Here is a 26,192-nt window from a genome sequence, read left to right as displayed (position 1 = left end):
TCGAGCCGATCCGGCGTCGCGCGCAGCGTAGCACGCGGCCCGTGCCGTCGATGTCAAGGAGCGTCAAATTCAGCGCGCGAGCGCTTTCCAATGGAACATGAGCCTGGGCGAGGGTTTGCGGTAGCTCTTGTGTAGCGCCTTTGGCGCGTTTCCAATGCGTCCCGCGCGGCCGGTGTCATGGCCGCGCGGGCGTGCACCGGGCGGCGGTGCCCACGTCGATGCGCCGCGGCGTCACACCAGGAAGGTCTCCGCCAGCTTGACCCAGTACGATGCGCCGATCGGCAGCGCCGCGTCGTTGAAGTCGTAGCCGGGGTTGTGCACCATGCAGCCGCCCTCCCCGTCGCCGTTGCCGATGATCAGGTAGCAGCCCGGCCGCTTCTCGAGCAGGAACGCGAAATCCTCGCTGCCGGTGAGCGGCACCATCCCGTCGATCAGGTTCGCTTCGCCGACCCACCCGCGCGCGACGCCGCGTGCGAACGCGGTCATCTCCGCATCGTTGACGAGCACCGGATAGCGACGCTGGTAATCGATCGTCGCGGTCGCGCCGAACACGGCCGCCTGCGCATGAACGACTTCCTTGATGCGTGTCTCGAGCAGGTTGCGCACCTCGGGCTTCAGCGCGCGAACGGACAGGCGCATCTGCGCACGGTCGGGAATCACGTTCGGCGCCTCGCCCGCGTGGATCGCACCGACCGTGACGATCGCCATGTCGAGCGGCGATACGTTGCGCGAGACGATCGTCTGCAGCGCGATGACGATCTGCGCGCACACGACGACCGGGTCGATCGCCTTGTGCGGCACCGCACCGTGGCCGCCGCGCCCCTGCACGTCGATGGTCACGGTATCGGACGACGCCATGAACGGCCCCGGCAGGAAGCCGAACTTGCCCGTCGGGAAGCCCGGCATGTTGTGCATCGCGAAGATCGCGTCGCACGGGAACTGCTCGAACAGCCCGTCGTCGAGCATTTTCTTCGCGCCGCCGAGCCCTTCCTCGGCCGGCTGGAAAATCAGGTTCAGCGTGCCGGAAAAGCGGCGCTCGCGCGCCAGGTGCTTCGCGGCCGCGAGCAGCATCGCCGTGTGGCCGTCGTGACCGCACGCGTGCATCTTGCCGGGGATCGTGCTCTGGTACGGCAGGCCGGTCGACTCGTGGATCGGCAGCGCATCCATGTCGGCACGCAGGCCGAGGCGCTGCGTGCCATTGCCCACCTTCAGCTGCGCGACGACGCCCGTGCCGCCGAGCCCGCGCTGCACCGTGTAGCCCCACGCCTGCAACTGCCCGGCGACGAGATCGCTCGTCGCGAATTCCTCGAAGCCCAGTTCGGGGTGGGCATGAATGCGGTGCCGGATCTCGATCATTTCGTCGGCGAGGCCTGCGGGGATCACGCTGTGCGTCACGGTGTCGTCTCCTGGGTTCCGTGGGGAATGTGCAGGCAAGGATAGTCGGTTGAGCGGCAACCGGACAGACAGAAAGTCGTCGCGGCGACAACCTGGAGTTGCCAGTCTGCCCGCCGGCACACGACGAATCGCACGGCGGGAGGAAGCCGGCCATTCGGGTGACTGCCGGCCACGATCGGGATGCGCGATACTGCGAGTTCGTCTTGATTTCTCAGGTGGGAGTGCACGTTGAGTTCCGTTCGTCATTCCGGAATAACCCCGCCTTATCAAAGAGTTGAACGTTCTTGTTCATTTTTTGACGGTTGTACATTTTTTGTGTACGCTGGCAGAAAAGTGAACAAGCGATCCATCCCGATGCCCGAGAACGCCACCCTGCCGATAGCGGAACAGCACGTGCTCGACGAAGCCTGCGCCGCGTTCGAACGCGCGACCCGGCACTTCCATGCGCGGCCCGTGCGCGTGCCGGCAGCCTACGATGCGCATGCCGACGCGATGATCCGTTTCGCCATTGCCGGGCAGGCCTTCGAGATGCCGGCGGCGGTGAGCGTCGGGGTCGAATCGGTGCAGGACGCACGCGCGGCGCTGCGCCGGCGCGGCGGCGCCCCGCTGCCCGGCGAGCGGCCGCTGATGCTGGTTGCGCCGTACGTATCGGTCGAGCTGGCTGCCCGCCTGACCGATCAAGGCATCCCGTTCCTCGATACGGCCGGCAATGCGTGCCTGATCCAGCCGGAAGCGACCGTGATGATCACCGGCCGGCCGAAACCCGCCCGCACGCCGCGCCGGCAGGCATCGCGCGCGACGACGCCCAAGGGGCTGGCCGTGATGTTCGCGCTCGCGACGCAGCCGGGCCTCGTCGCGCAACCGTACCGGGCGATCGCTGCCGCGTCGGGCGTCGCGCTCGGCACGGTCAATCTCGCGATGGACGACCTGCTCGCGCGCGGCCTTGTCGCGCAGCGGCGCAACGGCGAACGGCTGATGCCCGACTGGCCGCGCTTCATGCAGGAATGGGTCGCGCTGTATCCGAGCCGCCTGCGCGCGAAACTGCCGGCCCGGCGGTTTGCCGCGCTCGCGCCCGACTGGTGGCGCGGCTTCGATTTCGCGGCATTCGACGCGCGGCTGGGCGGCGAACCCGCGGCCGACTTGCTGACGCACGACCTGAAGCCGGCCGCGATCACCGTCTATACGCATGGCGCCGTGTCGAACCGCCTGCTGCTCCAGGCACGCCTGCGCCCGGACGAGCGTGGCGACGTCGAGCTGCTCGAAGCCTTCTGGCCGCCGTCGCCGGCGCTCGACTGGCGCGAGCAGGACGTGCCGCTCGTGCCGCCGCTGCTGATCTACGCGGATCTCGTCTCGTCCGGGGACAGTCGCAATCTCGCCGCCGCCGAACACATCCATGACCGATACCTCGCCCGCCCGCCCGCTTGAAGTCGACGCGCGCCGGCCGCTCGAGCCGGCGGCGGTCGCGCTGCTGCAGGCGGTCCGCGCGGCCTGCGCGCAACTCGACGCGGCATTCGTCGTCGCCGGTGCGACCGCGCGCGACATCCTGATGTGGCATGTCCACGGCATCCGCCCGGTGCGTGCGACGCGGGACGTCGACGTCGCGGTGTGCGCGGTGAGCTGGCCGTTTCACGAACGGCTCGTCGATGCGCTCGTCGCGACCGGGCAATTCGCGCGTGCGCCGAAGCATCGGCAGAAACTGCTGTTCGACAGCGGGACGCAAGGCTTTCGCACGGAACTCGATCTCGTGCCGTTCGGGCCGCTCGAAACGCCGCCCGGCGAAATCGCTTGGCCGCCTGGCGGCGATTTCGTGTTGAACGTGCTGGGCTTTCAGGAGGCGATCGATACGGCGCTGGTCGTGTCGATCGCGGCCGACGTCGCGGTGCCGGTGGCGAGCCTGCCCGCCCTTGCGCTGTTGAAGTTGCTCGCGTGGAAGGACCGGCGCGCGCGCCAGAACAGCGACGCGTACGACCTGTTGTTCCTGCTCACGCATTTCCACGACGCAGGCAATCGCGAGCGCATCTGGGACGTGGCGCCCGACCTGCTCGAGCAGCACGGTTTCCAGCCTGAGGTGGCGGCGGCTGCGCTGCTGGCGCGCGATGCGCAGCGGATTGCTTCGCCGCAGACGTACGATGCGATCCGCGCGCTGTTGTCCGACGAAGCAATCTACGCGACGCTCGGGCAGGATCTGCAGGCCCGCGCGTTCGCGCTGCTGCCGGGGGAATTCAGCGCTGACGCCGACCGGTATCTCGACGCGTTCCGCCGCGCCTTCCTCGCGGATCCGCCTGTTCCTCGCGTGTGACGTGCGACCGCGCGGGCGCCACGCCATCGCGCATTCACGACCTCAGGCCGAGGCCGCCCAGTCTTCGAGCGACAACCCCGCGACGCGGCCGAACTCGCGACGATTGTTCGTGACGAGCACGGCGCCGGCCGCGATCGCGTGACCGGCGATCGACGCATCGTTTGCGCCGATCGGCGTGCCGCGCGCGGCGAGGTCGGCGCGAATCGCCGCCGTTGCATCGACCGCCGCGGTATCCCACGACAGCACGCCGTCCAGCCGAGCGACAAAGGCCGTCACGAGTTCCGCATGCTTCGGCGATGCCTTTCTGCCTACCGCGCCGAACCGCATTTCCGCATAGGTAATCGCCGACACGACGATCCGGTGCTGCGCATTGACGCACGACTGCAGCCGGGACAACACCACGGACGGTCGCTCGCGCATGATGAACGAACAGATGTTCGTATCGAGCATGTAGAGCGTGGTCACCGGCCCGACTCCGTCGGTGCGGCGTCATCGGCGCCGGACAAGTCGAAACGGCCGGATTCGACGACAGCCGGGCGCTCGACGAGGAAGTCGGCATCGGCCAGCGGTTCACTCGCGAGCGACAGCCACGTCGGCCGCACCGGCCGCAGCAGCAACGTGTCGCCCTCGCGGCGGATCTCGAGTTCCGTCACCCCCTCGAATTCCATGTCCTTCGGGATGCGGATTGCCTGGTTACGGGCGTTCTTGAAAATGGAAACGGTGCGCATGAGCCACTCCAATGGAGTACGATGCACCCATTCTAGGCATATGCCGGCATATGTCAATATCGGGCGGCGCTGGTGCGGGATCGCGCCTGATGCTGTCGCGGGTGTGCTTGCCATGTCGTCACGACCTGTCTGCGATGAGGGAGCGACCATTCTTCCTCATGCCGCCCACCCGATCCATATCCCGAACGGCCGATGCGCGCCCCCTGCAAGCCGCGCGATACGTCGATGCTTGCGAATCGACGTATCGACGAATCGACGCCTCGCGCCCCCGTCACGGCAACCGGAAAGTGTCGAAGAATGTTTCGCGCTCCATCACGGTAAGCGCCGCGCGCTTGTGCGGGAAATCGAACTCCTTCAACGTATGGAACCCGAGCCGGTGCATGTACGCGATATGCCGCACGTGATCGACGCGCGGCTCGCCGACGAGCCGCTGCGTGCGCGGTTCGTCGACGAACATGTAGTGCAGCACCCCGCTCCACCATGCATGCAGCTTGCCCGCGCTCTGGAAGCGCGAGTCGCCGATCAGCAGGTGCAGCCCGCGATCGTAATCGTGCGCGTCGTAGAACGGCGCGAGGCGGTCCTCCTTCGCCCAGTAGAACTCGAAATAGCCGAACGGCGTGTCGTCGAAATAGCCGATCATCGGATGCATGTGCGGATCGGCGAGCCGCTCCGCGAGATACGCGGCGTGCTCGTCGAGCGTGCCGCGCTGATCCCAGAAATGCGCGACGCGATCGAGGTTCATCCAGTCGCTGAACAGCTGCGCATGTGCAGCGATGTCGACGGTGCGCAGGCTGAACGTCATCCCGACCTGCGGCATGTAGCGCGCATAGATCTCGCCTGCCGGCGACGGCGGCCGCACCGGGTGCCGGTGGCCGTTCGTGATCGTGTAGCGCAGCGGCATCCCGCCCGACGCGGGGGCCTTCAGCCACGGCCGCGGGTTCTGCCAGAACGTCGCGCGCGATGCGGTGACGCGCAGCCGGCCGCCCGCGATCCGCGCGCCGTCGATCACGCCTTCGCGCACCGCGCGCGCGACGTACGACGCGACGGCCGCCGGATCGGCGCCGCCGAGCGGCACCGACACCGTCGCCGCGTCGTGCCGCGTGTCCGTGTTGAACAGCGCGACGAATTCCGCGAGCAGTGCCGCCGGCGGATCGCCGGGCCGCCACGCGTCGAGCGTGCGCTCGACGGCGGGCGGCTCCTGCCCGTGCGCGGCGCCGTCGAGTGCCGCGGCCACGTGGCCTTCGACCGCGTCTACCGCGTTGGCCGGTTTCGTCAGCGTGTCTTCCATCACAGTGCTCCCGCGTCGTGGCGGTCGGCGAGGATGTGCAGCCCCCGCTCGAGCGCCGGAAACAGGCTGCGCTGGAAGTTGTTCCAGCGCAGTTCGAGAATCGTGTCGTCCGGCGCGATCGGCGTGTCGAGCACGTCGCAGATCACCTCGCCGGAATCGATGCCGTTGTCGACGTAGTGGAACGAGGCGCCCGTCATCGTCACCGGTTCGACGCGCGAGGTCGCGCCGCTCGCCCAGTCGACCCGTTCGCCGCGCGCGCCGTGCAGCGCGTCGAGTGTCGCCCACGCACCGCGCCGCTGGTACGGCGAAGCGTCGGCCGTAATGCCGGGATGGATGTTCGCGATGCGGCGGTGAAAGCGCGCGCCGGGACGCACGAGCTCGTCGAGGATCACGAGCAGCCCGTCGAGCACGACCACGTCGGCGTCGAGTTCGAGCAGGCGTTCGAGCAGGCGGCGCTCGAACGCCTGCTTGCCCGTCACGCGCTCGCGCGCGTCGCGCGGCAGCCGGCGGTACGTCGATGCAATCGTGCAGAACAGTTCGTCGACCGGCCGGCCCTGCACCGTCAGCCCGTCGGGCAGGATCCACGGGCGGCCCGGCGTGCGCGCGAAGCCGTAGTCGGCGACCTTCGCGCGGTCGGCCGGCGAGCCTGCGTCGTCGTCGACGATCACGCCCTTGAGCGCATAGCGTTCGCCGAGCGGCGAGTCGTTCAGGCGCTCGACGAGGAATTCGAGCGGCGCCTTCATGTAGCGCGTGCCGCCCCGGTAGGCGACCGGCTGGCCGGCGCGATCGGCCGCGCCGTTGCGCAGCGACTGGATGTAGACGAGATTTTTCTTCGGCATGGAGGCGTCGTGGAAAAAACGGACGACGGCGCCGCGGCCCGCCCGCGCCGGCCCGAAGGCCGGCCGGCGCGCCGCGGCGCGCGGCGTCACCAGTTGTATTTCGCGGTGGCGAGCACCGTGCGGTCGGTCCCGAAAATGCAGACGCTCGTCGACTGGCAACCGCTGATGTAGTGGCGGTTGAACAGGTTCGTCCCGTTCACGGCGAAGCGCCAGTTGCGCGTGTCGTAGTGCACGCCCGCGTCGAACAGCGTGTAGCTCGCGACCGTCAGCGAGTTGTCGGCCGCACCGGCCGACGCGCTCTGGTAACGCACGCCGCCGCCCAGGCCGAAGCCCGTGAGCGGCCCCGTGTGCCACGTCCAGTCGGCCCACAGCGACGCCATCTGGCGCGGTCGCGGAATGTCGACCGGCCAGTTGTTCAGCGATGCGTCGTTCGCCTTCACGTTCTTCACGTCCTGGTAGACGTAGGACGCGATCAGCGACAGGTTGCGCGTGAGCTTGCCGGTCGCGTTCAGCTCGATCCCGCGCGAGCGCACTTCGCCCGTCTGGACCGACGTCGTGCCGGACGGATCGAGATTGAGCGGCGTCGACGTCAGCACGTTGGTCTGGTTGATCTGGTAGATCGCCGCGCTCAGCATCAGGTTCTTGCCGGGCGGCTGCCAGCGCAGGCCGGCCTCGATCTGCTTGCCGCGGGTCGGCTGCGGCAGGCCGCCGCCGTACAGGTTCACGCCGATCAGCGGGTTGAACGACGTCGCGTAGCTGACGTACGGCGACAGCCCGTAGTCGCCCTGGTAGGTGAGGCCCACGCGGCCGGTGAACGCACTGATGTCGGCCTTCGACCGCGTGCCGCCCTCGCGGTCGTCCATCCGCTGGTTGACCCAGTCCTCGCGGCCGCCGAGCGTCAGCGTCCAGCGGTTCCACTTGACCTGGTCCTGCACGTACAGCCCGAACGTGTTCATCGTCGTGTACGTGTTGGTGCGGTACGTGGTGTTCGGCGGCGAGAACACGGACAGCGTGACGGGCGTGTAGACCGGGTTGTAGATGTTCAGCGTCGGCGCGGCGGCCAGCCATTCGCTGTCGGTCGCGGTCTGCCGGTTGTACTGGAAGCCGAGCAGCGGCGTGTGCTCGAGCGGCCCCGTGCCGAAGCGGCCCTGCAGGTTGTTGTCGATGTCGAAGCGGCTGTAGTTCGTCTGGAACACGCCGGCCCAGCGGTTGATGTCGGTCAGGCTGCCGTCCGCGAAGCCCGCGCCGAACACCGAGCCGTTGTCGAGCGACAGGTGCATCCAGCGCACGTTCTGCCGGAACGTCCACATCGAGTTCAGATTCCGCTCGAACTGGTAGCCGAGCGACCACTGCTTCTTGCGGTAGTAGTTGAAATCCGGGTCGCCGCCGTAGACGTCCTTGTCGAGCTGCCCGTTCGGGTTCGGCAACACCGTGCCTTGCGCCGGCAGGAAGTTCGACGAGATGTCGCCCCAGTCCTGCAGGTAGGTGGCGGACAGTGTCAGCGACGTATCCGCGTCCGGGCGCCAGCGGAACGACGGCGCGAGCGCGACGCGCTGGTCGTTGTTCGGGCCGGTCAGCGCGTTGCCGTCGCGCGCGACGCCGACGAACCGGTACGCATACTTGCCGTCCGCATCGAGCTTGTCGCCGACGTCGATCATGAACTGCTTGCGCGCATAGTTGCCGAACTGCACGCCGGCTTCGCGCACGCGCTCGCCGTCGGCCGTCTTGGTCTGCACGTCGATGATCGCGCCCGGGTCGCCGGCGCCGTACAGCACCGACGTCGGCCCGCGCAGCACGGTGATGCTGTCGATCATGTACGGATCGACGCGCCAGCTCGACAGGTTCAGCGTGTTCGGCACCTGCAGGCCGTTCACATACGCGGTCGGCGTGAAGCCGCGCAGCGCCGCGTACCAGTCGGAACGGTTGTCCGAGCCGTACGACGAGAAACCCGGCACGTAGCGCAGCGCCGCGTTCACGTCGGTCGCGCCGGTCATCTCGATCTGCTGCGCGGTGACGATGTTGATCGTCTGCGGGATTTCGTTGATCGACGTATCGGTCTTGGTGCCGGTCCGGCTGCGCCTCGCGACGAGCCCGACCGTGCCGTCGCCTTGCGAGCCCGCGTTGACGTTGATCGCCGGCAGCGTGCCGGACGTCGAGCCATTCTGCGCGCCGGTCGACGTGCTTGCCGCCGCACTAGCCGCCGCACCGTTCTGCGCACCGCCGGCCGACACCGCGGCACCTGCGTTCACGGCCGGCGCCGTCTGGGCGTATGCATGCCCTGCCGCCATCCCGAACGCCACGCTCGCCGCGGCTGCGATCGCACGCACACGCGTGCCTGTTGCCCACTCCATCTTTCTCTGCTCCACTTTCTTGATGCGGTCTCCGACCGCGCCTTTGTCAAAGAGCGAAAGCCATGCGGCCCGCGCTCGCCCCGTTTTGGTGTCGTTGTTCATGCAGCGCCCGGACCGCCCCGTCGTCATGGCCGGGCGCGATCCCTTCCTCGAGCGACGCGCAGATCTCGTCCGCGCGGCGCGCGAGGACCGACAGCAGCGTGTCGGACAGGCCGTGGCTGTCTTCGCAGCAGCCTTGCAGGTAGATGCGCGGCGCGAAGTGCTCGGGCGTCGCGAGCAGGTAGTCGCGCGTGACGTCGCCGCGCGTGAGCGCATCGCCCAGGTGCGGCGCGAGTCCTTCGAGCAGCGCCGAATGCGTGTCGCGCCGGTAGCCGGTCGCCAGCACCAGCGCGTCGAAGCGTTCGACGTGCGTCGCGCCGCTCATCCGGTCGCGCAGCGTCAGCTCGATGCGGCCGTCGGCGGCGCGCACCGCGGCCTCGATCGCGCTGTTCGCGCGCAGCGCGTGACGCGGCGTGCCGTCGATGCGCTGCAGGTACAGCATTTCGTAGATCTGCTCGATCAGCGGCCGGTCGACCACCGCGTAGTTGGTGTCGCGATAGCGCTCGAGCAGCGCGCGGCGCGCGTCGTGCGGCTGCGCGTAGACGACGTCGGTGAACGCAGGGCTGAAGATCTCGTTGACGAACGGGCTGTCGTCGGCCGGTTTCAGTGCGCCCGCGCGCATCACGAGGCTCGCGTCGACGTGCGGGAAGCGGCGCGCGAGGTCGATGAACACCTCGGCCGCGCTCTGCCCCGCGCCGATCACCGCGACGCGACGGCGCTCGCCGTCCGGCGACACGACCAGCCGGTCGATGTCGGTCAGGTAGGACGACGAATGGATCACGCGGTCGCGGCCGAGCGCGGCGAACGCGTCCGGCACCGCCGGCGTGCCGCCGACGCCGACCGACAGCGCACGCGTCACGCGCTGGCGTTCGTGGCCGGCCGCATCGCGCGACAACACGCGCAGCGCGTCGACGCGCGCGCCGTCGCCGCGCACGGGCTCGATCGCCGTGACGGTTTCGCTGTAGTGGACGTGTTCGTCGAACGCGCCGGCGACCCAGCTCAGGTAGTCGTGGAATTCGACGCGGGTCGGATAGAAGTTCTTCAGGTTGACGAATTCGTTCAGCCGGCCGCGTTCGAACAGATAGTTGATGAACGTGTAGCGGCTCTTCGGATCGCGCATCGTGACGAGATCCTTCAGAAACGAGATCTGCATCCGGCAGTCGTCGAGCAGCATGCCGCGGTGCCAGCCGAATTCCGGCTGGCGTTCGACGAAGCAATGCGCGAACGGACGCGTGCCGTGGCGTTCCGCGAGGCGCACGGCCAGCGCCAGGTTCGACGGCCCGAAGCCGACGCCGATCAGGTCGAATACGGTTTCTCTCTGCATGTCTCTCAGCTCCCTTGTCGGTGAAACCGGCCCGTCAGACGTGACGGCCGGAGAAGAAGGTCTCGCGCAGCGTGCGCATCCACAGCGGCTGCCCGTCGGCGAGCGCCAGGCGGCGCTGCCGCGCGAAGCCATGCCGCGCGAGGGTATCGACGACCCGCGCGCGGCCGGCCGGGACCGCGCAGCCGACCGCTTCGGTGCGCGGGTCGTCGAGAAACAGGTAATGCACGACGGACGGCAGCCAGCCCGCCACGCAATGCGGGCCGCGCCAGCGCGATGCGCCGACCAGCATCCGCAGCCCGCGGTCGTAGTCGCGCGCGCCGACGTGCGGCGCGAGCGGGTCTTCCTTCAGCCAGTACGCCTCGACGTACGCGAACGGTTCGCCGTCGAAGCAGCCGACGAGCGGGCTCACGTGCGGATCGGCATCGGGCGCCGTGCCGTGCGCGCCGGGCTGCGTGCCCGGCCAGCCGTCACGCACGCGCGGCTCGTCGAACCAGTGCGCGAGGCGCGCGGCATCCTCGCCCGGCTGCCAGCCGCGCAGCGTGAAGCGCACGCCGAGCGCCGGCAGGTCGCGTGCATACACGTCGCCGCGCGGCGCGGGCGGCCGGCGCGGATGACGCCGGCCGTCGGTCAGCATCGGCAGCGTCGCGCACGGCAGATGCGCGCCGACGCGCCACAGATCGGCCTGCTGGGCCCAGCCCTCGCGCATGCACCGGCCGCCGTCGGCCAGCACGCCGCTCGCGCGCAGCGCATCGAGCGCGACCGCCGGCCATGCGGCCGGGTCGAGCCGGATCGCCGCGTGGCGCGCGCTGTCCGAAAACGCCGCGGCGAGCGCGGCCAGCAGCGCGCGGCGCTGGTCGGCCGGCGCCGCGCGGTGGTTGCAGGCGACGAGGCGCAGCGCGCCGTCGTCGCCGAGTTGCGCACGCAGCAGCTGCGCGCCGATGCCGTCGCCCTGTGCGACGCGGATCTCCGTGCCGTCGCGCACCGCGAACAGGCCGTCCGCGAACGCGAGGCGGTACGTATCGAGCATCGTGAATCCGTCCGGGCGCACTTCAGCCAGCATCGCGCACCTCCAGTCGCGTGTGCGCCGCTGCGTCGAGATGCGTGCCGAGCGCCGCGAGCGTCGGCGACGCGAACACGTCGGCCACCGTCAGCGCGTGCCCGGCGCGGCTCGCCGCATCGACGAAACGCACGACGTCGAACGACGTCGCGCCGGCCTCGAACAGATCGGCATCGGGCGCGGGCGCGGCCGTCGCGAACGTGTCCGACCACAGCGCGGCGAGCGCGGCAGCCGTGTTCGGCGCGCGCGCCGCCGCCGCATGGGTCGCGTTGCCGGCCGGTGCAACCGCGACCGCTGCCGGCGCGGCGAACAGCTCATCGGGCACGCCGAGTGGCGCTTGCGCCGCACCGGCGAAACGCGCGACTTCGTCGTGGTAAAGATCGACGAGCGCATCGACGAAGCGGCCGTCGAGCAGTTCGTCCGCATAGGAGAACGCGGCGCTCACGCGGCCGTCCGGATGCTCGACGACGTCCAGCTCCAGCGTGAACACGACGCGATGACGAACGTCGTCGAAGCCGGCGAGCGACAGGCCGGCCCAGTCGCGTGCGGCCGCGCCAGTCGGGCGCAGGTAGTTGAACATCACCTGGAACAGCGGATTGGCCCGCGCGGCACGCGGCGCGCGCAGCGCCGCGACGACGTCGGCGAACGGCACGTCCGCATGCGCATAGGCGGCAAGCGCCGTATCGCGCACCTGAGCGAGCACGTCCGCGCGGCGGGCCGTGGAATTGAGCCGCGTGCGTACGACCACCGAATTGATGAAGAGACCGAGCGCGTCGCGTGCGGCTTCACCCGTGAGTTCGCGCGTCGATGCCAGCACGCCGACCGGCTGGTCGGCCGCACCGGTCACGCGGAACAGCGCGGTATTGAGCGCCGCATGCAGCAGCATCGGCAACGTCGCGTGCGACGCCGACGCGGCATCGCGCGCGGCACGGATCAGCGACGCGTCGAACTCGAACGCGATGCGCGCCGCACGCCATTGCGGCACGGCCGGCGCGTCGGCGCGCTGCGGCAGCATGGGCGGCGGCAGGTCGGCCAGCGCGTCGCGCCAGTACGCGACACGGGCCGGCTGGCACGGCGCGGGCAGCACGAGCGGCGTGTTTTCTGACGTCGTTGTCGTCGTCGAAGAGGCCCGGGCCGCTTCGACGCGCACGAGCGCGACATAGCGCGCGCGCACCGCGTCGAGCCACAGCTCGATCGATTCGCCGTCCGACACGATGTGATGGATCGTCACCGACAGCACGTGATCGTCCGCGCCGAGCCGCAGCACGCGGGCGCGCCACAGCGGCGCGTCGGCCGCGAGATCGAACGGCGCGAGCGCATCGGCGCCGGTCAGCGCCGCCGCGCGCGCGAGCGCGTCGGGCTGCGCGGACAAGTCGACGACCGGCAGCGCGACGCTCGCCGCGGCGTCGATCCGCTGGCCCGGCAGCATGCCGTCGCGCGCGACGAGCCGCGTGCGCAGCACCGGATGCGCGGCCGCGACCGCCGAAAACGCCGCGCGCAGCGCATCGACGTCGAGCGGGCCGCGCACGCGCAGCGCGACCGGAATGTTGTATGCGGCGCTGTCCGGCTGCGCGCGCCACAGGAACCACAGGCCGAGTTGCGCGGGCGACAGCGGCCACACGCCGTGCGCATCGGGCTTCACCATCGCGACGCCCGGCACGGCGGCGCCGGCGTGCGCGGCGCGCGGCGCGTCGGTCACCTGGCGCGCGTACTGCGCGAGCACCGGCGCTTCGAACAGCGCGCGCACCGGCACGTCGCGGCCGAGCCGCTCGGCGACGCGGGTCGCGACGCGCACCGCCGCCAGCGAATGGCCGCCGAGTTCGAAGAAGTGATCGCCGCGGCCGACGCGCTCGGCGTTCAGCACGTCGCGCCAGATCGCCGCGAGCACGGTTTCGTCGCCGTCGTGCGGCGCCTCGTAGGCACGTTCGACGCGCACCGGCGCCGGCAGCCGCGCCCGATCGACCTTGCTGTTCGCGTTGCGCGGCAACGCGTCGAGCACGATCAGCTGCGCGGGCACCATGTAGTCGGGCAGCGTGCGGCGCAGATGCGCGTCGAGCGTCGCGGCCTCCACCGGTTGCGCGGCCGCCTGCGCGTCGGCGGTCAGTTCGACGTACGCGACGAGCTGCGCCTGCGCGCCCTGCCCGTGCACGACCGCGCACGCTTCGCGCACCGCATCGTGCGCGGCCAGTTGCGCCTCGATCTCGCCGAGTTCGATGCGCAGCCCGCGCAGCTTCACCTGGTGATCGACGCGGCCGATGAAGTCGAATACGCCGTCCGCGCGCCGCCGCACGAGGTCACCCGTGCGATACAGGCGTGCGCCCGGCGCGCCGTACGGGTCGGGCACGAAGCGCTCGGCCGTCAGCGCGGGACGGTCGAGATAGCCGCGTGCGACGCCGATCCCCTCGCCGCCGAGGTACAGCTCGCCGATCACGCCGACCGGCAGCGGATGCAGCCGCGCGTCGAGCACGTGCGCGGTGCGCGCGCCGACCAGCGTGCCGATCGGCAGGTACGCGGCGTCGCCGAGCGTCGCGAGATCGTCGCCGGGACGGAACATCCACAGCGTCGGCGTGATCACGGTCTCGGTCGGCCCGTAGCCGTTGACCACGCGCACGTTCGGCATCGCGCGGCGCAACATCGCGAAGGCTTCGCGCGACGTCGCCTCGCCGCCGACGGTCAGCGAGCGCAGCGTCGGCGGCGCGCCGTGCGCGAGCGCCCATTCGGCGAGCTGCGCGGCGCAGCCGGGCGGCACGTAGGTCATCGTCACGCCGTCGCGGACCATCATCGCGCAGGTCTGCGCGGGCGGCCACAGCACGTCGGCCGTCACCGACACGGCGGCGCCCGACAGGTACTGCGAAAACCAGCCTTCGTGCGCGCCGTCGAAGTTGACCGACTGGAACAGCAAGAACACGTCGTGCTCGCCCGCGCCGTAGCGTTCGGCGATCGCCGCGCAATGCCGCGCGAACGCCGCGTGATCGACGATCACGCCCTTCGGCTTGCCGGTCGAGCCGGACGTGTAGATCGCGTACGCCGCATGGCCGGGCAGCACGTCCGGCAGCGCGACGTCCGCGGCTTCGTCGAGCGCGTCGACTTCGTCCGCGCGCCAGACGCGCAGCGCCGGCAGCTCGGGCAGCGAGGCGGCGCTCGCGGCGTCGGTCAGCACGTGCGCGATGCCCGCGTCGCCGACGATCTGCGCGAGCCGTTCGCGCGGATGCGCCGGATCGAGCGGCACGAACGCGGCGCCCGACTTCAGTACCGCGATCAGCGCGACCAGCAGGTCGACCGAACGCTGCAGCGCGACGCCGACGCGCATTTCCGGCTGCACCCCGGCGGCGACGAGGTTGCGCGCGATGCGGGCCGCGCGCGCGTCGACCTCGCCGCGCGTCAGTGCGCGATCGATGTCGGCGACACCGCGTGCGTCGGGCCGTGCGTGCGCGTGTGCGGCGATGCGTGCGTGCACCGGCACGAACGGTTCGGCTTCGGCCGCGCCTGCCGGCGCATTCCACGCGAAGAGTTGTGCGAGTTCGCCGGCCGGCAGCCAGTCGAGATCGCCGATCGGCATGTCGGGGCGCGCGAGCGCATCGCCGAGCAGCGTGACGAAGCGCGCGGCCAGCCGCGCGATCGCGTCGCCGTCGAACAGGTCGAGCGCGTAGATGAATGCGGCGTCGAACGTGCCGTCGGGCGTCGCCTCGACGACAAGCGTCAGGTCGAATTTCGCGGAAGGCGTGCCGGACGGCAGCAAGGATGCCGATGCCGCGCCCAGCGCCGGCAGCGCGCGGCGCTCGCCGTACGCGGCCATCACCTGGAACAGCGGATGGTGGCTGGCGCTGCGCGGCACGCCGAGCGCATCGACGACCTGCTCGAACGGCACGTCCTGATGCATCTGCGCATCGACGAGCGCGCGTTGCGTGCGCGCGACCAGCGACGCGAAATCGTCGTGCGCGGGCACGTCGACATCGATCGCGAGCGTGTTGACGAAAAAGCCGATCAGGCCGGCCGTTTCCGCGCGCTCGCGGTTCGCGGCCGGCACGCCGACGCAGATCCGCGCATCGCCAGTCGCGCGCGCGAGCAGCGCGTCGAGCGCCGCGAGCAGCACCGCGAACGGCGTCGCGCCCGACGCGGCCGCGAACGCGCGCAGCCGCGCGCCGGTGTGTGCGTCGAGGGAAAACACGTGACGCGCACCGCGTGCGCTGCGGCGCGCCGGCCGCGCGGCGGCGCCGGGCAGCGTCAGCACGCCGCGTTGCGGGTCGAGGCGCTCGCGCCAGAACGCCAGCTGGCGATCGCGCTCGCCGGCATCGAGCCAGCGGCGTTGCCACAGCGCATAGTCCGCATACTGGATCGGCAGCGGCGCGAGCGGCACCGGCGCGCCCGACGCATACGCGCGATAGAACGCCGCGAGCTCGAACCGCATCACGTCCGACGACCAGCCGTCCGACACGATGTGGTGAACGGTCAGCGCGAGCCAGTGATGCGTCGCGTCGAGACGGATCAGGTGTGCCCGCATGAGCGGCGCCGCGCCGAGATCGAACGCGGCGGCTTCGTCGGCCGTCGCGATGCTTTCGGCGCGTGCCATGCGCTGCGCGTCGGGCAGCGCTTCGAGACAGGTCTCGCGCCACGGGCAGCGCAGCGGCGGATGGATCGTCTGCGCGACGCCGTCCTCCGCTTCGTCGAAGGTGGTGCGCAGCGCTTCATGGCGCGCGATCAGCGCATCGCACGCGAGCCGCAGCGCGTGCGCGTCGAGCGGACCGGTCAGCGCGAGCCGCTCGGTGATGTGATACGCGTCCGGCGCGTCGATCAGCCGCGCGTGCAGCCACAGCCGCGTCTGCGCGAACGATGCCGGCACACGGTCGCCGCGCGGCGTGCGCGGCGGGATCGGCAGCATGCGAAAGTCGATGCCGGCCGCGCCGAGCTTGTCGATGAACACCGCGCGCTGCGCGTCGGGCAATTGCGCGAAACGCGTCGCGAGTGCGAGCCAGTCGGGTTGCATCCTCGTCATCCGTCGTCCTTATTGGGTTTCCAGTTCGCCGAGCAGCGCGTCGATCGCGCTCGCCGCGTCGGTCGCGCCGCGTGCCGCGCAGGCCACATCGATCGCGTCCGCGCAGCGTGCGAGCGTGCGGGTGTCGAACAGCGAGCGCAGCGGCAGCGCGAGGCCCCAGTGCAGGTTCGCCTGCGCATGGGCTTGCGTCGCGAGCAGCGAGTGGCCGCCGAGCAGGAAGAAATCGTCGTCGCGGCCGATCGCGTCGACGTGCAGCACGCGTTGCCAGATCGCCGCGAGCGTGCGCTCCGTGTCGGTCGCGAGTTCGCTGGCCGCGGCCGCCTCGCGCACCGGTGCGGGCAACGCATGGCGGTCGCACTTGCCGTTCGGCGTGACCGGCAGCGCGTCGAGTTCGATCAGCTGCGACGGCACCATGTAGGCCGGCAGCTGCGCGCGCAGCGAATCGAGCATGGCCGCACGGTCGAGCGGCCCCGCGTCGCCGCGTGCGACATAGCCGATCAGCTGATCGTCGCGCACGATCACGACCGCGTCGTGCACGCCCGGCGCCGTGCGCAGCAGCGCCTCGATTTCACCCGGCTCGATCCGCTGGCCGCGCAGCTTCACCTGTGTGTCGACGCGGCCGAGGTAGTCGAGCGCGCCGTCGGCGCGACGCCGTGCGAGGTCGCCGGTGCGATACATGCGCGCGCCCGGCACGAACGGATCGGGCACGAAACGCTCGGCGGTCAGCCCCGAGCGGCCGAGATAGCCGCGCGCGAGCCCCGCGCCGGCCAGATACAGTTCGCCGGTCGCGCCGGCCGGCACCGGCTGCCAGGCCGCGTCGAGCACGTGCAGCTGCAGGTTCGCGATCGGATGGCCGATCGGCACCGCGAATGCGTTGGCGTCGTCGGGGCCGCAGGTCCAGTGCGACACGTCGATCGCGGCTTCCGTCGGCCCGTACAAGTTCACGAGCGTCGCGTTCGGCACGAGCCGCGCGACCTTCGCGACGAGTTCCGGCGCGAGCGCCTCGCCACTCGCGACGATCAGGCGCACGCTGTCGCATTGCGCGGCGGCCTGGAAATCGTCGAGATACGCGGCGAACGCGGCCAGCATCGACGGCACGAAGTGCAGCACCGTCACGCCGTGCGCATGGATCGCGGCCGCGAGGCGGGCCGGATCGCGGTGGTCGCCGGGCGCGGCGATCGCGAGCTTCGCGCCGGTCGCGAGCGGCCACACGAATTCCCACACCGACACGTCGAAACCGAACGGCGTCTTGTGCAGCACGACGTCGTCGCGCGTGAGTCGGTACGCGTGCTGCATCCACGCGATCCGGTTCGCGAGCGCGCCGTGCGAGTTGCCGGCGCCCTTCGGCTTGCCGGTCGAGCCGGACGTGTAGATCAGGTACGCTAGCTGGGCGGCGTCGATGTCGGTCGCGATCTCGGCGGCATCGCCCGCTTCGCCGTACTCGCCGCCATCGTTCGCTTCATCGGCGAGCAGATCGGCGACCGTCAGCAACTGCGTCGTCGCGTCGTCGCCGAGCGCAGCCTCGACTCGCGCGCTCAGATGGGCCTGCGTGATCGCGACCGCGGGCCGCGCGTCGCGCAGCAGGTACGCGATGCGCTCGGCCGGATAGTCGGGGTCGACCGGCAGGTACGCGGCGCCGGCCTTCAGCACGCCGACGAGCGCCGTCACCATGTCGAACGAACGCTCGACGCACAGCGCGACCGGCGTGTCGGGCTGCACGCCGCGCCGGCGCAAGGCGGCGGCGACGCGCGTCGTGTTCCGGTCGAGTTCGCGATAGGTCGCGCGTTGCACGTGGCCCTGGGCATCCGCGTATTCGAGTGCGATCGCATCGGGCGTTGCGCGTGCGGCGTCCGCGAATTGCAGATGCAGCGGTTGCCGTTGCGCGTCCGGCCAGCTCCGTGCGGTGTCCTGCGCGCGGGCCAGCGCGTCGCGCGTCGCGTCGTCGGCGATCGACAGCGTGCCGAGCAGCGCGTCGGGCGTGCGGGCCAGCGCATCGAGCGCGCACGCGAACGCGCGGTGCCAGGTCTCGACCTGGTGCGCATCGACGCGCGCGGTGTCGTAGCCGTAGTCGATCGTCAGCTCGGCGCCGCTTTCGATCACGAGCGTCAGCGCGAAATCGGTCGACTCGATGCTGCGCACGCCGCTCAGCGCGAGCGCACGCGGATCGGCATCGCGCGCCGTGTCGTCGACCGGGTAGTTCTCGAACACGACCAGCGTGTCGAACAGTGCGCCGCCGGCGCCGCGCGCCCAGCGCTGGATGTCGGCGAGCGGCGTATGCGCATGCTCGGCAGCCGCCGCGTTCTCGCGCTGCAATCCCTGCAGCCAGTCGGCCGCGCGTTGTTGCGGCGCGGGTGCCGTGATCACCGGCAGCGTGTTGATGAAAAGGCCGAGCACCGTATCGACGTCCGCGAGCGCATCGGGACGGCCCGCGACGGTCGCGCCGAACGCGACGGCCGGCTGGTGCGTCATGCGCTGCAGCGCGAGCGCCCACGCGCCCTGCACCAGCGTGTTGACGGTCAGCTTCAGCGCGCGCGCCGTGTGCGCGATACGCGTCGTCGCGGCCGCGTCGATCGTCGCGCGCCACGTGACCATCTCGGCGTCCGCGCGGTCGGCCACACGCTCGGCGATCAGCGTCGGCGCATCGAGGCGCGCGAGCCGCCCGGTCCAGAAACGCTCATCGGCGTCGCGGTCGCGCGTGCCGAGCCACGCGATGAAGTCGCGATAGCGCAGCGCCGGGCGGCTCGCGAACGGCGACACCGCATCGGGGTCGCGATAGTCGCGCAGCACGTCCGCGAGCAGGCGCGCGGTGCTCCAGCCGTCGAGCAGCACGTGGTGGCGCGTCCACACGACGCGCCACGCGTCGTCCGTCACGCGGATCAGCGTGAGCCGCATCAGCGGCGGCTCGCGCCAGTCGAAGCCGCGTGCGCGATCGACCGCGAGCCACGCGTCGAAGTCGGCGTCGAGCGTGTCGCCGCGCGTACGCCAGTCGAGTTGCTCGACCGGCATCCGCGCATGGCGATGCACGCATTGCAGCGGTGCGGCCTCGTCGGGCATCACGCTGGTGCGCAGGATGTCGTGACGTGCGACCGATGCGGCGAACGCGGCCGCGAGCCGGTCGGCATCGAGCGCCGTCGCGGTCGCGACGAGCTGGTTCACGTAGCTCGCATGACCGGGCGCGAACAGCGCATGGAACAGGATCCCCTGCTGCATCGGCGACAGCGGATACACGTCGTCGATCGTGCGCCAGTCGAGCGGCGCGCGCTCGATCGCGGCCTGCGTGAGGCCGGCAGCCTGCGCGAGCGGGAAGTCGCCCGGCGTCGCGCCGCCGCCGCGATGCGCGACACGCGATGCGCATGCGTCGGCGAGTTCGCGCAGTGCGGCCGCAAAGCGTTCCGCGAGCGCATCGATCGTCGCGCGCTCGAACTGCGGCGCGCCGTATACCCAGTGAACCTTCAGCGTGCGTGCGCCGTCGCGGTCGGTATCGAGATACGCATGGATCGCGAGCGTGTTGCCGAGCGGCCCTTGCGGGTCGCGCTCGATGCCGGTGCCGCCGAAGCGCGGCACGAGCGTCGCGTCGCGCGGTGCGTCGAACTGGCCGAGATAGTTGAACGTGACGCGCGGACGCGGCACGGCGGCCAGCGCCGCCCGCGTCGCCGCGTCGCCGTAGTGCGCGAGCACGCCGAAGCCGAGCCCCTTGTGCGGCACCGCGCGCAGCGTGTCCTTGACCGCGCACAGCGTGTCGCGCGCGGTGGCTTCGACCGGCAGCGTGACCGGATAGTGGCTCGTCAGCCAGCCGATCGTGCGGCTCGCGTCCGCATCGTCGAACAGCGCCTCGCGGCCATGCCCCTCGAGTTCGACGCGGCACGACGCGGCGCCGTCGGCACCGGCAAGCGCCAGCGCGAGCGCCGCGCCCAGCAGTTCGATCGTCTGCGTGCGATACGCGGCGTGCGCGTCGGTCAGCGCGGCGCGGGTCAATGCCGCGTCGATGGTCTGCACGACGACCGCCGCGTCGGCGTTCGTCGCCGGTGCGTCGGGATGATCGGGCACCAGGTCGTCGCCCTGTGCCATGCCGGCCCAGTAAGCCGCTTCAGCCGCGAACGGCGATGCCGGCTCCGTCGCGGCACGCGCGAGGCGCGCGGCCCACGCATCCGCGCGCAGGCCCGGCTGCGAGAGGCGAACGGGCGTGCGCTCGCATGCGGCGCGATACGCGGCGTCGAGGTCGTCGAGCAGGATGCGCCACGACACGCCGTCGACGATCGCGTGGTGAATCGCCAGATACAGCCGCGCCGCGCCGTCCGGCAGACGCGCGGCGCATGCGCACGCGAGCGGCCCGCGGCCGAGGTCGAGGCGACGCTGCAACGCGTCGAAGCGCGCCAGTGCGTCGGCTTCGTCGCGCGCGGCGACTTCGACGAACGGCAGCGCGTCGTAGGGTTTCGGCGCATCGCTCGCGCGCCACTTGCCGTCCGCGCCACGCGCGAAGCGCTGGCGGAATGCGTCGTGATGGGTGAGCAACGCGTCGAATGCACGTGCGAATGCGTCGGCGTCGAACGGACCGCGCACGTCGAACGCGACGGACTGGTTCCAGTGGCCCGGATGCGGCACGTCGAGCGCGAAGAAGCGCTGCTGTGCAGGCGTCAGGACCGCTGCGGAAGCGGTTGCGGACCGAGCCGGCGCGGTCGATGTCGTTGCGGCGGCAACGTCCTCGATCTTCGCGATGCGCGCGAGTTCGGCGACGGTCGGGCCGTCGAACAGCTGCTTCGGCGTGAAGCGCACGCCGCGCTTGCGGGCGCGTGCGATCACCTGCAGCACGAGGATCGAATCGCCGCCGAGCTCGAAGAAATTGTCGTCGCGGCCGACGTGCGGCGCCTTCAGCACCGCTTGCCAGACTTCGGCGAGCGCCGTTTCGACCGGCCCCTGCGGCGCATCGCCGGCGGCCACCGCCACCGGCGCTGCGGCCAGTTCGCGCAGCGCCGCGCGATCGAGCTTGCCGTTCGCGGTCACCGGCAGGCGTGCGAGCACGACGAACTGCGCGGGCACCATGTAGTCGGGCAACGCCGCGCCGAGCGCCGCGCGCACGGCCGCTTCGTCGAATGCCGCGCCGTCGCGCATCACGACGAACGTGGCGAGCCGCAGGCGGGCGTCGTGCTCGATCGCGAGCGTCTCGGCCTGCGCGATCGGGCCGGCCGCGCGTACCGCCGTGCTCACCTCGCCCGGCTCGACGCGATAGCCGCGAATCTTCACCTGGTCGTCGATGCGGCCGAGGAACGCGAGACGGCCGTCCGCGCGCAGGCGTACGCGATCGCCGGTTCGATACAGGCGCGCACCGGCCGCGAACGGATCGGGCACGAAGCGCTCGGCGGTCTGCGCGGGCCGGTTCAGGTAGCCGCGCGCCACGCCCGGGCCGCCGAGATACAGTTCGCCCGCCGCGCCGGCCGGCACGCACGCGCCGAACGCGTCGAGCACCAGCGCGCGCGCATTCGGCAGCGGGCCGCCGAGCGGCACGCCGCTCGCGGGGTCGCGGGCATCGGCGGCGATCGACGCGGTGTCGCACGCGATCGCGCCGACGGTCGCCTCGGTCGGCCCGTAATGGTTGATCACGCGGCAGGCCGGCGCGAGCGCGGCGATTCGCGCGACGAGCGCCCACGTCAGCGTTTCGCCGCCGGTCACGAGCGCATGGCGCGGCAGCACGTCGGCCGGCACGCGCGCGTCGAGCAGCGCCTGCAGGTGGCTCGGCACGATCTTCAGCACGCCGACGTCGCGGCGGCGCATCTCGTCGGCGAACAGGTCCGGATCGAACGCGCACGCGGCCGGCAGCAGGTGCAGCGTGCGGCCCGCGCACAGCGCGCCGAACAACGTCGTGTGGCCGAGGTCGGCGGCAACCGTCGACACCATCGCGAACGACGCGTCCGGTGCGAACGCGAGTTCGTCGAGCATCCCCTGCACGTAGTCGGCCAGTGCGCCGTGAGACACGACGACACCCTTCGGCGTGCCGGTCGAACCCGACGTATAGATCAGGTACGCGCCCTGTTCCGGATGCGGCGCGACGCGGATGCCCGCCGCATGCGCGAGCGTCGCGTCCTGCGCGAGCGTGTCGACGTCGAGCGGCTGTGCGGCGCTGCCGGCCGGCCACGCGGCCCCGTCCGGCTGCTGCGCGACGAGCGCCCAGCGCGCGCCGCAATCGGCGGCCGCGGCCACGAGGCGCGCGGCCGGCTGGGCCGGGTCGAGCAGCACGGCCAGCGCGCCGGCCTTCAGTGCGCCGAGCAGGCCGACGACGAAGCGGGCCGAGCGCTCGATGCAGACGATGACGGGTGCTTCGGCCGTCGCGCCGCGCAGTTTCAGCGCATGTGCGATACGGTTCGATGCATCGTCGAGTTCGGCGAACGTCAGCGACGCCGACGCATCGGCGAGTGCGACGCGATGCGGATACGCGGCGGCCTGCCGCGCGAACGCGGCGACGATGTCGGCGTGTTCGATCCGCAACGCACGGCCGTCGCGCGGCTGGCGCGATGCCGGCGACGCATCGCACGGCAGCGCGGCCGTCGCGCGGTGCGGTTCATGTGCGGCGGACGCGACGAGCGCCGCATAGCTGTCGAGCCATGCGCGCGCGGTGTCGGCATCGATGCAGTCGATCGCATAGGCGGCGACCAGTTCGATCCCGTGCGCGTCGTCGGTGAAATCAAGCGCGAAGTCGAAGCGCGCGGCGAGATCGGGCCCCGGCGTCGCAACGGCGGTCGCGCCCGGCAGCACGCTGTCGTGCCGCGCATCGAACTGCTGCGCGAATTTCACGCGCAGCCATTCGTCGCCGCGCCGGACCGGCGGTTTCACCGCATCGACGACGCGCTCGAACGGCACGTCCTGGTGCGCGACCATGTCGAGTGCCGCCGTGCGCGCCGCGTCGACCAGCGCGCGGAACGGCAGCGTCGGCGCCACCCGCACGCGCAGCGCGACCGTGTTCAGGAACAGGCCGAGCAGCGCGCGGGTTTCCGGCCGCTGCCGATGCGCGACCGGCACCGCGACGACCACGTCGGTCTCGCCGGTCAGGCGCGACAGCCATGCATCGAGCGCAGCCAGCAGTACCGTGAAGACCGTGGCCTGCGCGTCGCGCGCGAGACGCCGGACGTCCGCCGCAACCGTGTCGGGCAGGCGAACCGACACGCGTGCGCCCTGCAGCGTGCGCGTCGCACCCGGCTTCCGATCGACCGGCAGCGCGAGCGGGCCCGGCACGTCGCGCAAGGCGTCGCGCCAGTAATCGAGCTGACGCTCGCCTTCGCCGCCGGCGAGCATGTCGCGCTGCCAGTCCGCATAGTCGGCGTACTGGACCGGCAGTGGCGGCAACGCCGGTTCGCGGCCTTCCGCATACGCACGGTACGCGGCCGACAATTCGTCGAATGCGCAGCGCGAGCTCCAGCCGTCGGTGATCGCGTGGTGCGCGGTCAGCAGCAGCCGGTGGCGATCGTCGGCGAGCACGACGAGCGTCGCGCGCAGCAGCGGTCCGTTCGACAGATCGAACGGTGCGCCCGCGTCGCGCTCGGCGATACGCGCGGCTTGCGCGTCGCGAGCGGCCGGCGGCTGGTCGCGCAAGTCGAGCGTCGCGATCGTAACCGGCAGACGGGCATGGATGCGCTGCATCACGATGCCGTCGTCGTTGTCGACGAGCGTCGTGCGCCACGCGTCGTGCCGCCCGATCACGTGATCGAGCGCACGCTGCAGCGCAGCGCGATCGAGCGCGCCGTCGATCGTCCAGTGCGCGGCGATGTGATACGCGGCGCTGGCATCGCGCGTTTGCGCGAGCACCCAGAAGCGTTGCTGTGCGAGCGATGCCGCGCGATCGACATACGGGGCACCCGATGCGGCGGCGTCGCCAGGTACGCGGCGTGCGGCAATCGCGGCCAGCGGCTCGCCCGTCTCGCGCTCCGCCTGATCGACGTGCGCGGCCAGCTCGGCCAGTGCCGGATCGGCGAACAGCGTGTCGAGCCGCAGGTTCACGCGCAACGCGGCGCGGATCGCGGCCTGCAGTTGCATCGCGGCGAGCGAATCGGCGCCCAGCGCGAAGAAGCGGTCGTCGCGCGACGGCGTCGCGTCGAGGCCGAGCAGCGTCTGCCAGAAGCCGGCGATCTGCGCTTCGGTCGGCGTGCACGGCGCGGCGCCGGCGGGAGCTTCGGCGTCGCGCGCGGCGGCGCTGCGCTCGCGCAGCGCGGCACGGTCGAGCTTGCCGTTCAGCGTGTACGGCAGCGCAGCGCAGCGCACGAAGCGGTGCGGCTGCCACGCGGCGGGCAATTGCGCGCCCACGTGCGCCTTCAGCTCCGCATCGTCGGCGGCCGCGCGCAGCGCGACGCACGCGATCAGCCGCGTCGGCCCGTTGCCGGTTTCGGCGATCACGGCCGCGTCGGCCACTGCCGGATGCGTGCGCAGGCACGCGGCGATTTCCGCGGGCTCCACACGCACGCCGCGCACCTGGACCTGATCGTCGAGGCGGCCGAGATAATCGAACGCACCGTCGGCGCGCAGGCGTGCAAGATCGCCGGTGCGATAGACGCGGGCACCGGGCTCGCCGTGCGCATCGGGAATGAAGCGTTCGGCCGTCAGCGCCGGGCGGCCGTGATAGCCGCGCGCGAGACACACGCCGCCGAGCAGCAGCTCGCCGCCCTCGCCCGCTTCATTCGGCTCGCCGGCCGCGTCGCCGTCGATGCGCGCGACACGCGGGCCGATCGCGCGACCGATCGGCAGCGACGCATACGCATCGTCCGCCGCCAGCGCGGGCATTTCACCCGGCTCGACCGGCCACAGCATCGGCGAGATCACGGCCTCGGTCGGCCCGTAGCCGTTGATCAGCCGTACCGACGGGAACGTGCGGCGCACGAATTCGAATGCCTGTTGCGGCAGCGCTTCGCCGCCGAACGCGAGCACGCGCAAGGCCGGCGGCACGCCGTCGCGCGCGGCGACGGCCGCGAATTCGCGCAGGTAGGCCGGCGGAAATGCGGCAACGCTGACCGCTTCGCGCACCATCAGCGCATGCGCGGCGTCCGGCGCGAACGGTTGCGGCGGCGCGATCGTCACGCTCGCGCCAACCGCGAGCGGCGCGAGCCAGCACTCGTGCGCGGCATCGAAATTGACCGACGCGAAATGCAGCAGGCGGTCGCCGCCCGCGATCGGCAGCGCGGCCGCGAGCGCATCGCAATGCGCGGCGAGCGGCCCGTGCTCGACGATCACCGCCTTCGGCGTGCCGGTCGAGCCCGACGTATAGATCATGTAGGCGGCCGAGCGCGGATGTACCGGCGCGTCTTCGTCGTCGACGCAGGCAGCGGCATCCGCGGAGCTTGCGTCGAACGCGTGATCGAACGACGCGCCGAGCGCCGCGCGGCCGGCCGCATCGACGACGCCGTGCCGCAGTTGCGCATCGCGGACGATCCAGTCGAGGCGCGCGGCCGGATGACGCGGATCGAGCGGCACGAATACGCCGCCCGCCTTCAGCACGGCGAGCAGCGCGACGAACAGCTCGCACGAGCGCTCGACGCAGACACCCACCCGCACTTCCGCGCCGACACCGGCCGCGCGCAGTTGGCGGGCAAGGTGCGACGCACGCGCGTCGAGCGCGCCGCGCGACAGGCGCAGGTCGTTCTGGAAAGGCGCGGCGAGCGCCGGGGCGTCGGGCGCGCGGCGCGCCAGTTCGCGGATTCGGTGATGCAACGCAGTCGGGAAACTCGTCATGTGCGTGAAGTCCTTCGGTCCGGCCGCTTCGGCCAAGTCTCGGGGCCGCATGGGGCGGCTTCACTGGTGTGACGAACGGCGCGGCCGATTTTTTACCGTTTTGCGCGCAAA

12 protein-coding genes are annotated in these 26,192 nt (G+C 71.3%); 2 read left to right on the top strand and 10 right to left on the bottom strand.

The features are described from left to right. Positions 1–231 precede the first annotated feature (231 nt). Positions 232–1,395: a M20 aminoacylase family protein gene (locus tag DID98_RS07560; protein WP_124570480.1), complete on the bottom strand. Its 1,164-nt coding sequence runs from the start codon at positions 1,393–1,395 to the stop codon at positions 232–234. Between the two features lie 354 nt (positions 1,396–1,749). On the opposite strand from DID98_RS07560, the gene DID98_RS07555 reads away from it, so the two are divergent. Together DID98_RS07555 and DID98_RS07550 are read left to right on the top strand one after the other, a co-directional pair. Continuing rightward, on the top strand, positions 1,750–2,820 hold the full coding sequence (locus DID98_RS07555) for a type IV toxin-antitoxin system AbiEi family antitoxin (RefSeq protein WP_124570554.1): 1,071 nt from the start codon (positions 1,750–1,752) through the stop codon (positions 2,818–2,820). Then, the gene (locus tag DID98_RS07550; RefSeq protein WP_124570479.1) at positions 2,789–3,694 is read left to right on the top strand and encodes a nucleotidyl transferase AbiEii/AbiGii toxin family protein; all 906 of its coding nucleotides are present in this window, start codon (positions 2,789–2,791) and stop codon (positions 3,692–3,694) included. The genes DID98_RS07555 and DID98_RS07550 overlap by 32 nt, the downstream gene beginning before the upstream one ends. A gap of 42 nt (positions 3,695–3,736) precedes the next feature. On the opposite strand, the gene DID98_RS07545 is transcribed toward DID98_RS07550, so the two are convergent. From DID98_RS07545 to DID98_RS07505, 9 genes are all read right to left on the bottom strand, one after another. Continuing rightward, a complete protein-coding gene (locus DID98_RS07545) occupies positions 3,737–4,159 on the bottom strand; it encodes a PIN domain-containing protein (RefSeq protein WP_082088439.1) in 423 nt (140 codons plus the stop codon). Next, positions 4,156–4,422, bottom strand: a complete 267-nt coding sequence (vapB, locus tag DID98_RS07540) for a type II toxin-antitoxin system VapB family antitoxin (protein ID WP_044843570.1) — start codon at positions 4,420–4,422, stop codon at positions 4,156–4,158. Before vapB ends, DID98_RS07545 begins: the two co-directional genes overlap by 4 nt. Positions 4,423–4,693: 271 nt before the next feature. Then, entirely contained in the window at positions 4,694–5,710 is a 1,017-nt protein-coding gene (locus tag DID98_RS07535; protein ID WP_124570478.1) for a GNAT family N-acetyltransferase, read from the bottom strand. Beyond that, entirely contained in the window at positions 5,710–6,549 is an 840-nt protein-coding gene (locus DID98_RS07530; protein WP_124485516.1) for a formyltransferase family protein, read from the bottom strand. Before DID98_RS07530 ends, DID98_RS07535 begins: the two co-directional genes overlap by 1 nt. Positions 6,550–6,635: 86 nt before the next feature. Continuing rightward, entirely contained in the window at positions 6,636–8,900 is a 2,265-nt protein-coding gene (locus tag DID98_RS07525) for a TonB-dependent siderophore receptor (protein ID WP_124570477.1), read from the bottom strand. 46 nt (positions 8,901–8,946) lie between these two features. After that, positions 8,947–10,323 carry a lysine N(6)-hydroxylase/L-ornithine N(5)-oxygenase family protein gene (locus tag DID98_RS07520; protein WP_124570476.1) on the bottom strand — a complete coding sequence of 459 codons (1,377 nt, stop codon included), beginning with the start codon at positions 10,321–10,323 and terminating at the stop codon, positions 8,947–8,949. 34 nt (positions 10,324–10,357) lie between these two features. Next, a complete protein-coding gene (locus DID98_RS07515; protein ID WP_124570475.1) occupies positions 10,358–11,383 on the bottom strand; it encodes a GNAT family N-acetyltransferase in 1,026 nt (341 codons plus the stop codon). Continuing rightward, entirely contained in the window at positions 11,373–16,373 is a 5,001-nt protein-coding gene (locus tag DID98_RS07510; protein ID WP_124570474.1) for a non-ribosomal peptide synthetase, read from the bottom strand. The genes DID98_RS07515 and DID98_RS07510 overlap by 11 nt, the downstream gene beginning before the upstream one ends. A gap of 9 nt (positions 16,374–16,382) precedes the next feature. Further along, positions 16,383–26,081 carry a non-ribosomal peptide synthetase gene (locus DID98_RS07505; RefSeq protein WP_124570473.1) on the bottom strand — a complete coding sequence of 3,233 codons (9,699 nt, stop codon included), beginning with the start codon at positions 26,079–26,081 and terminating at the stop codon, positions 16,383–16,385. Between the last annotated feature and the right edge of the window lie 111 nt (positions 26,082–26,192).

Source organism: Burkholderia sp. Bp8984, assembly GCF_003853755.1.
Taxonomy (GTDB): Bacteria; Pseudomonadota; Gammaproteobacteria; order Burkholderiales; family Burkholderiaceae; genus Burkholderia.
This window is presented reverse-complemented; position numbering and strand designations above follow the sequence as displayed.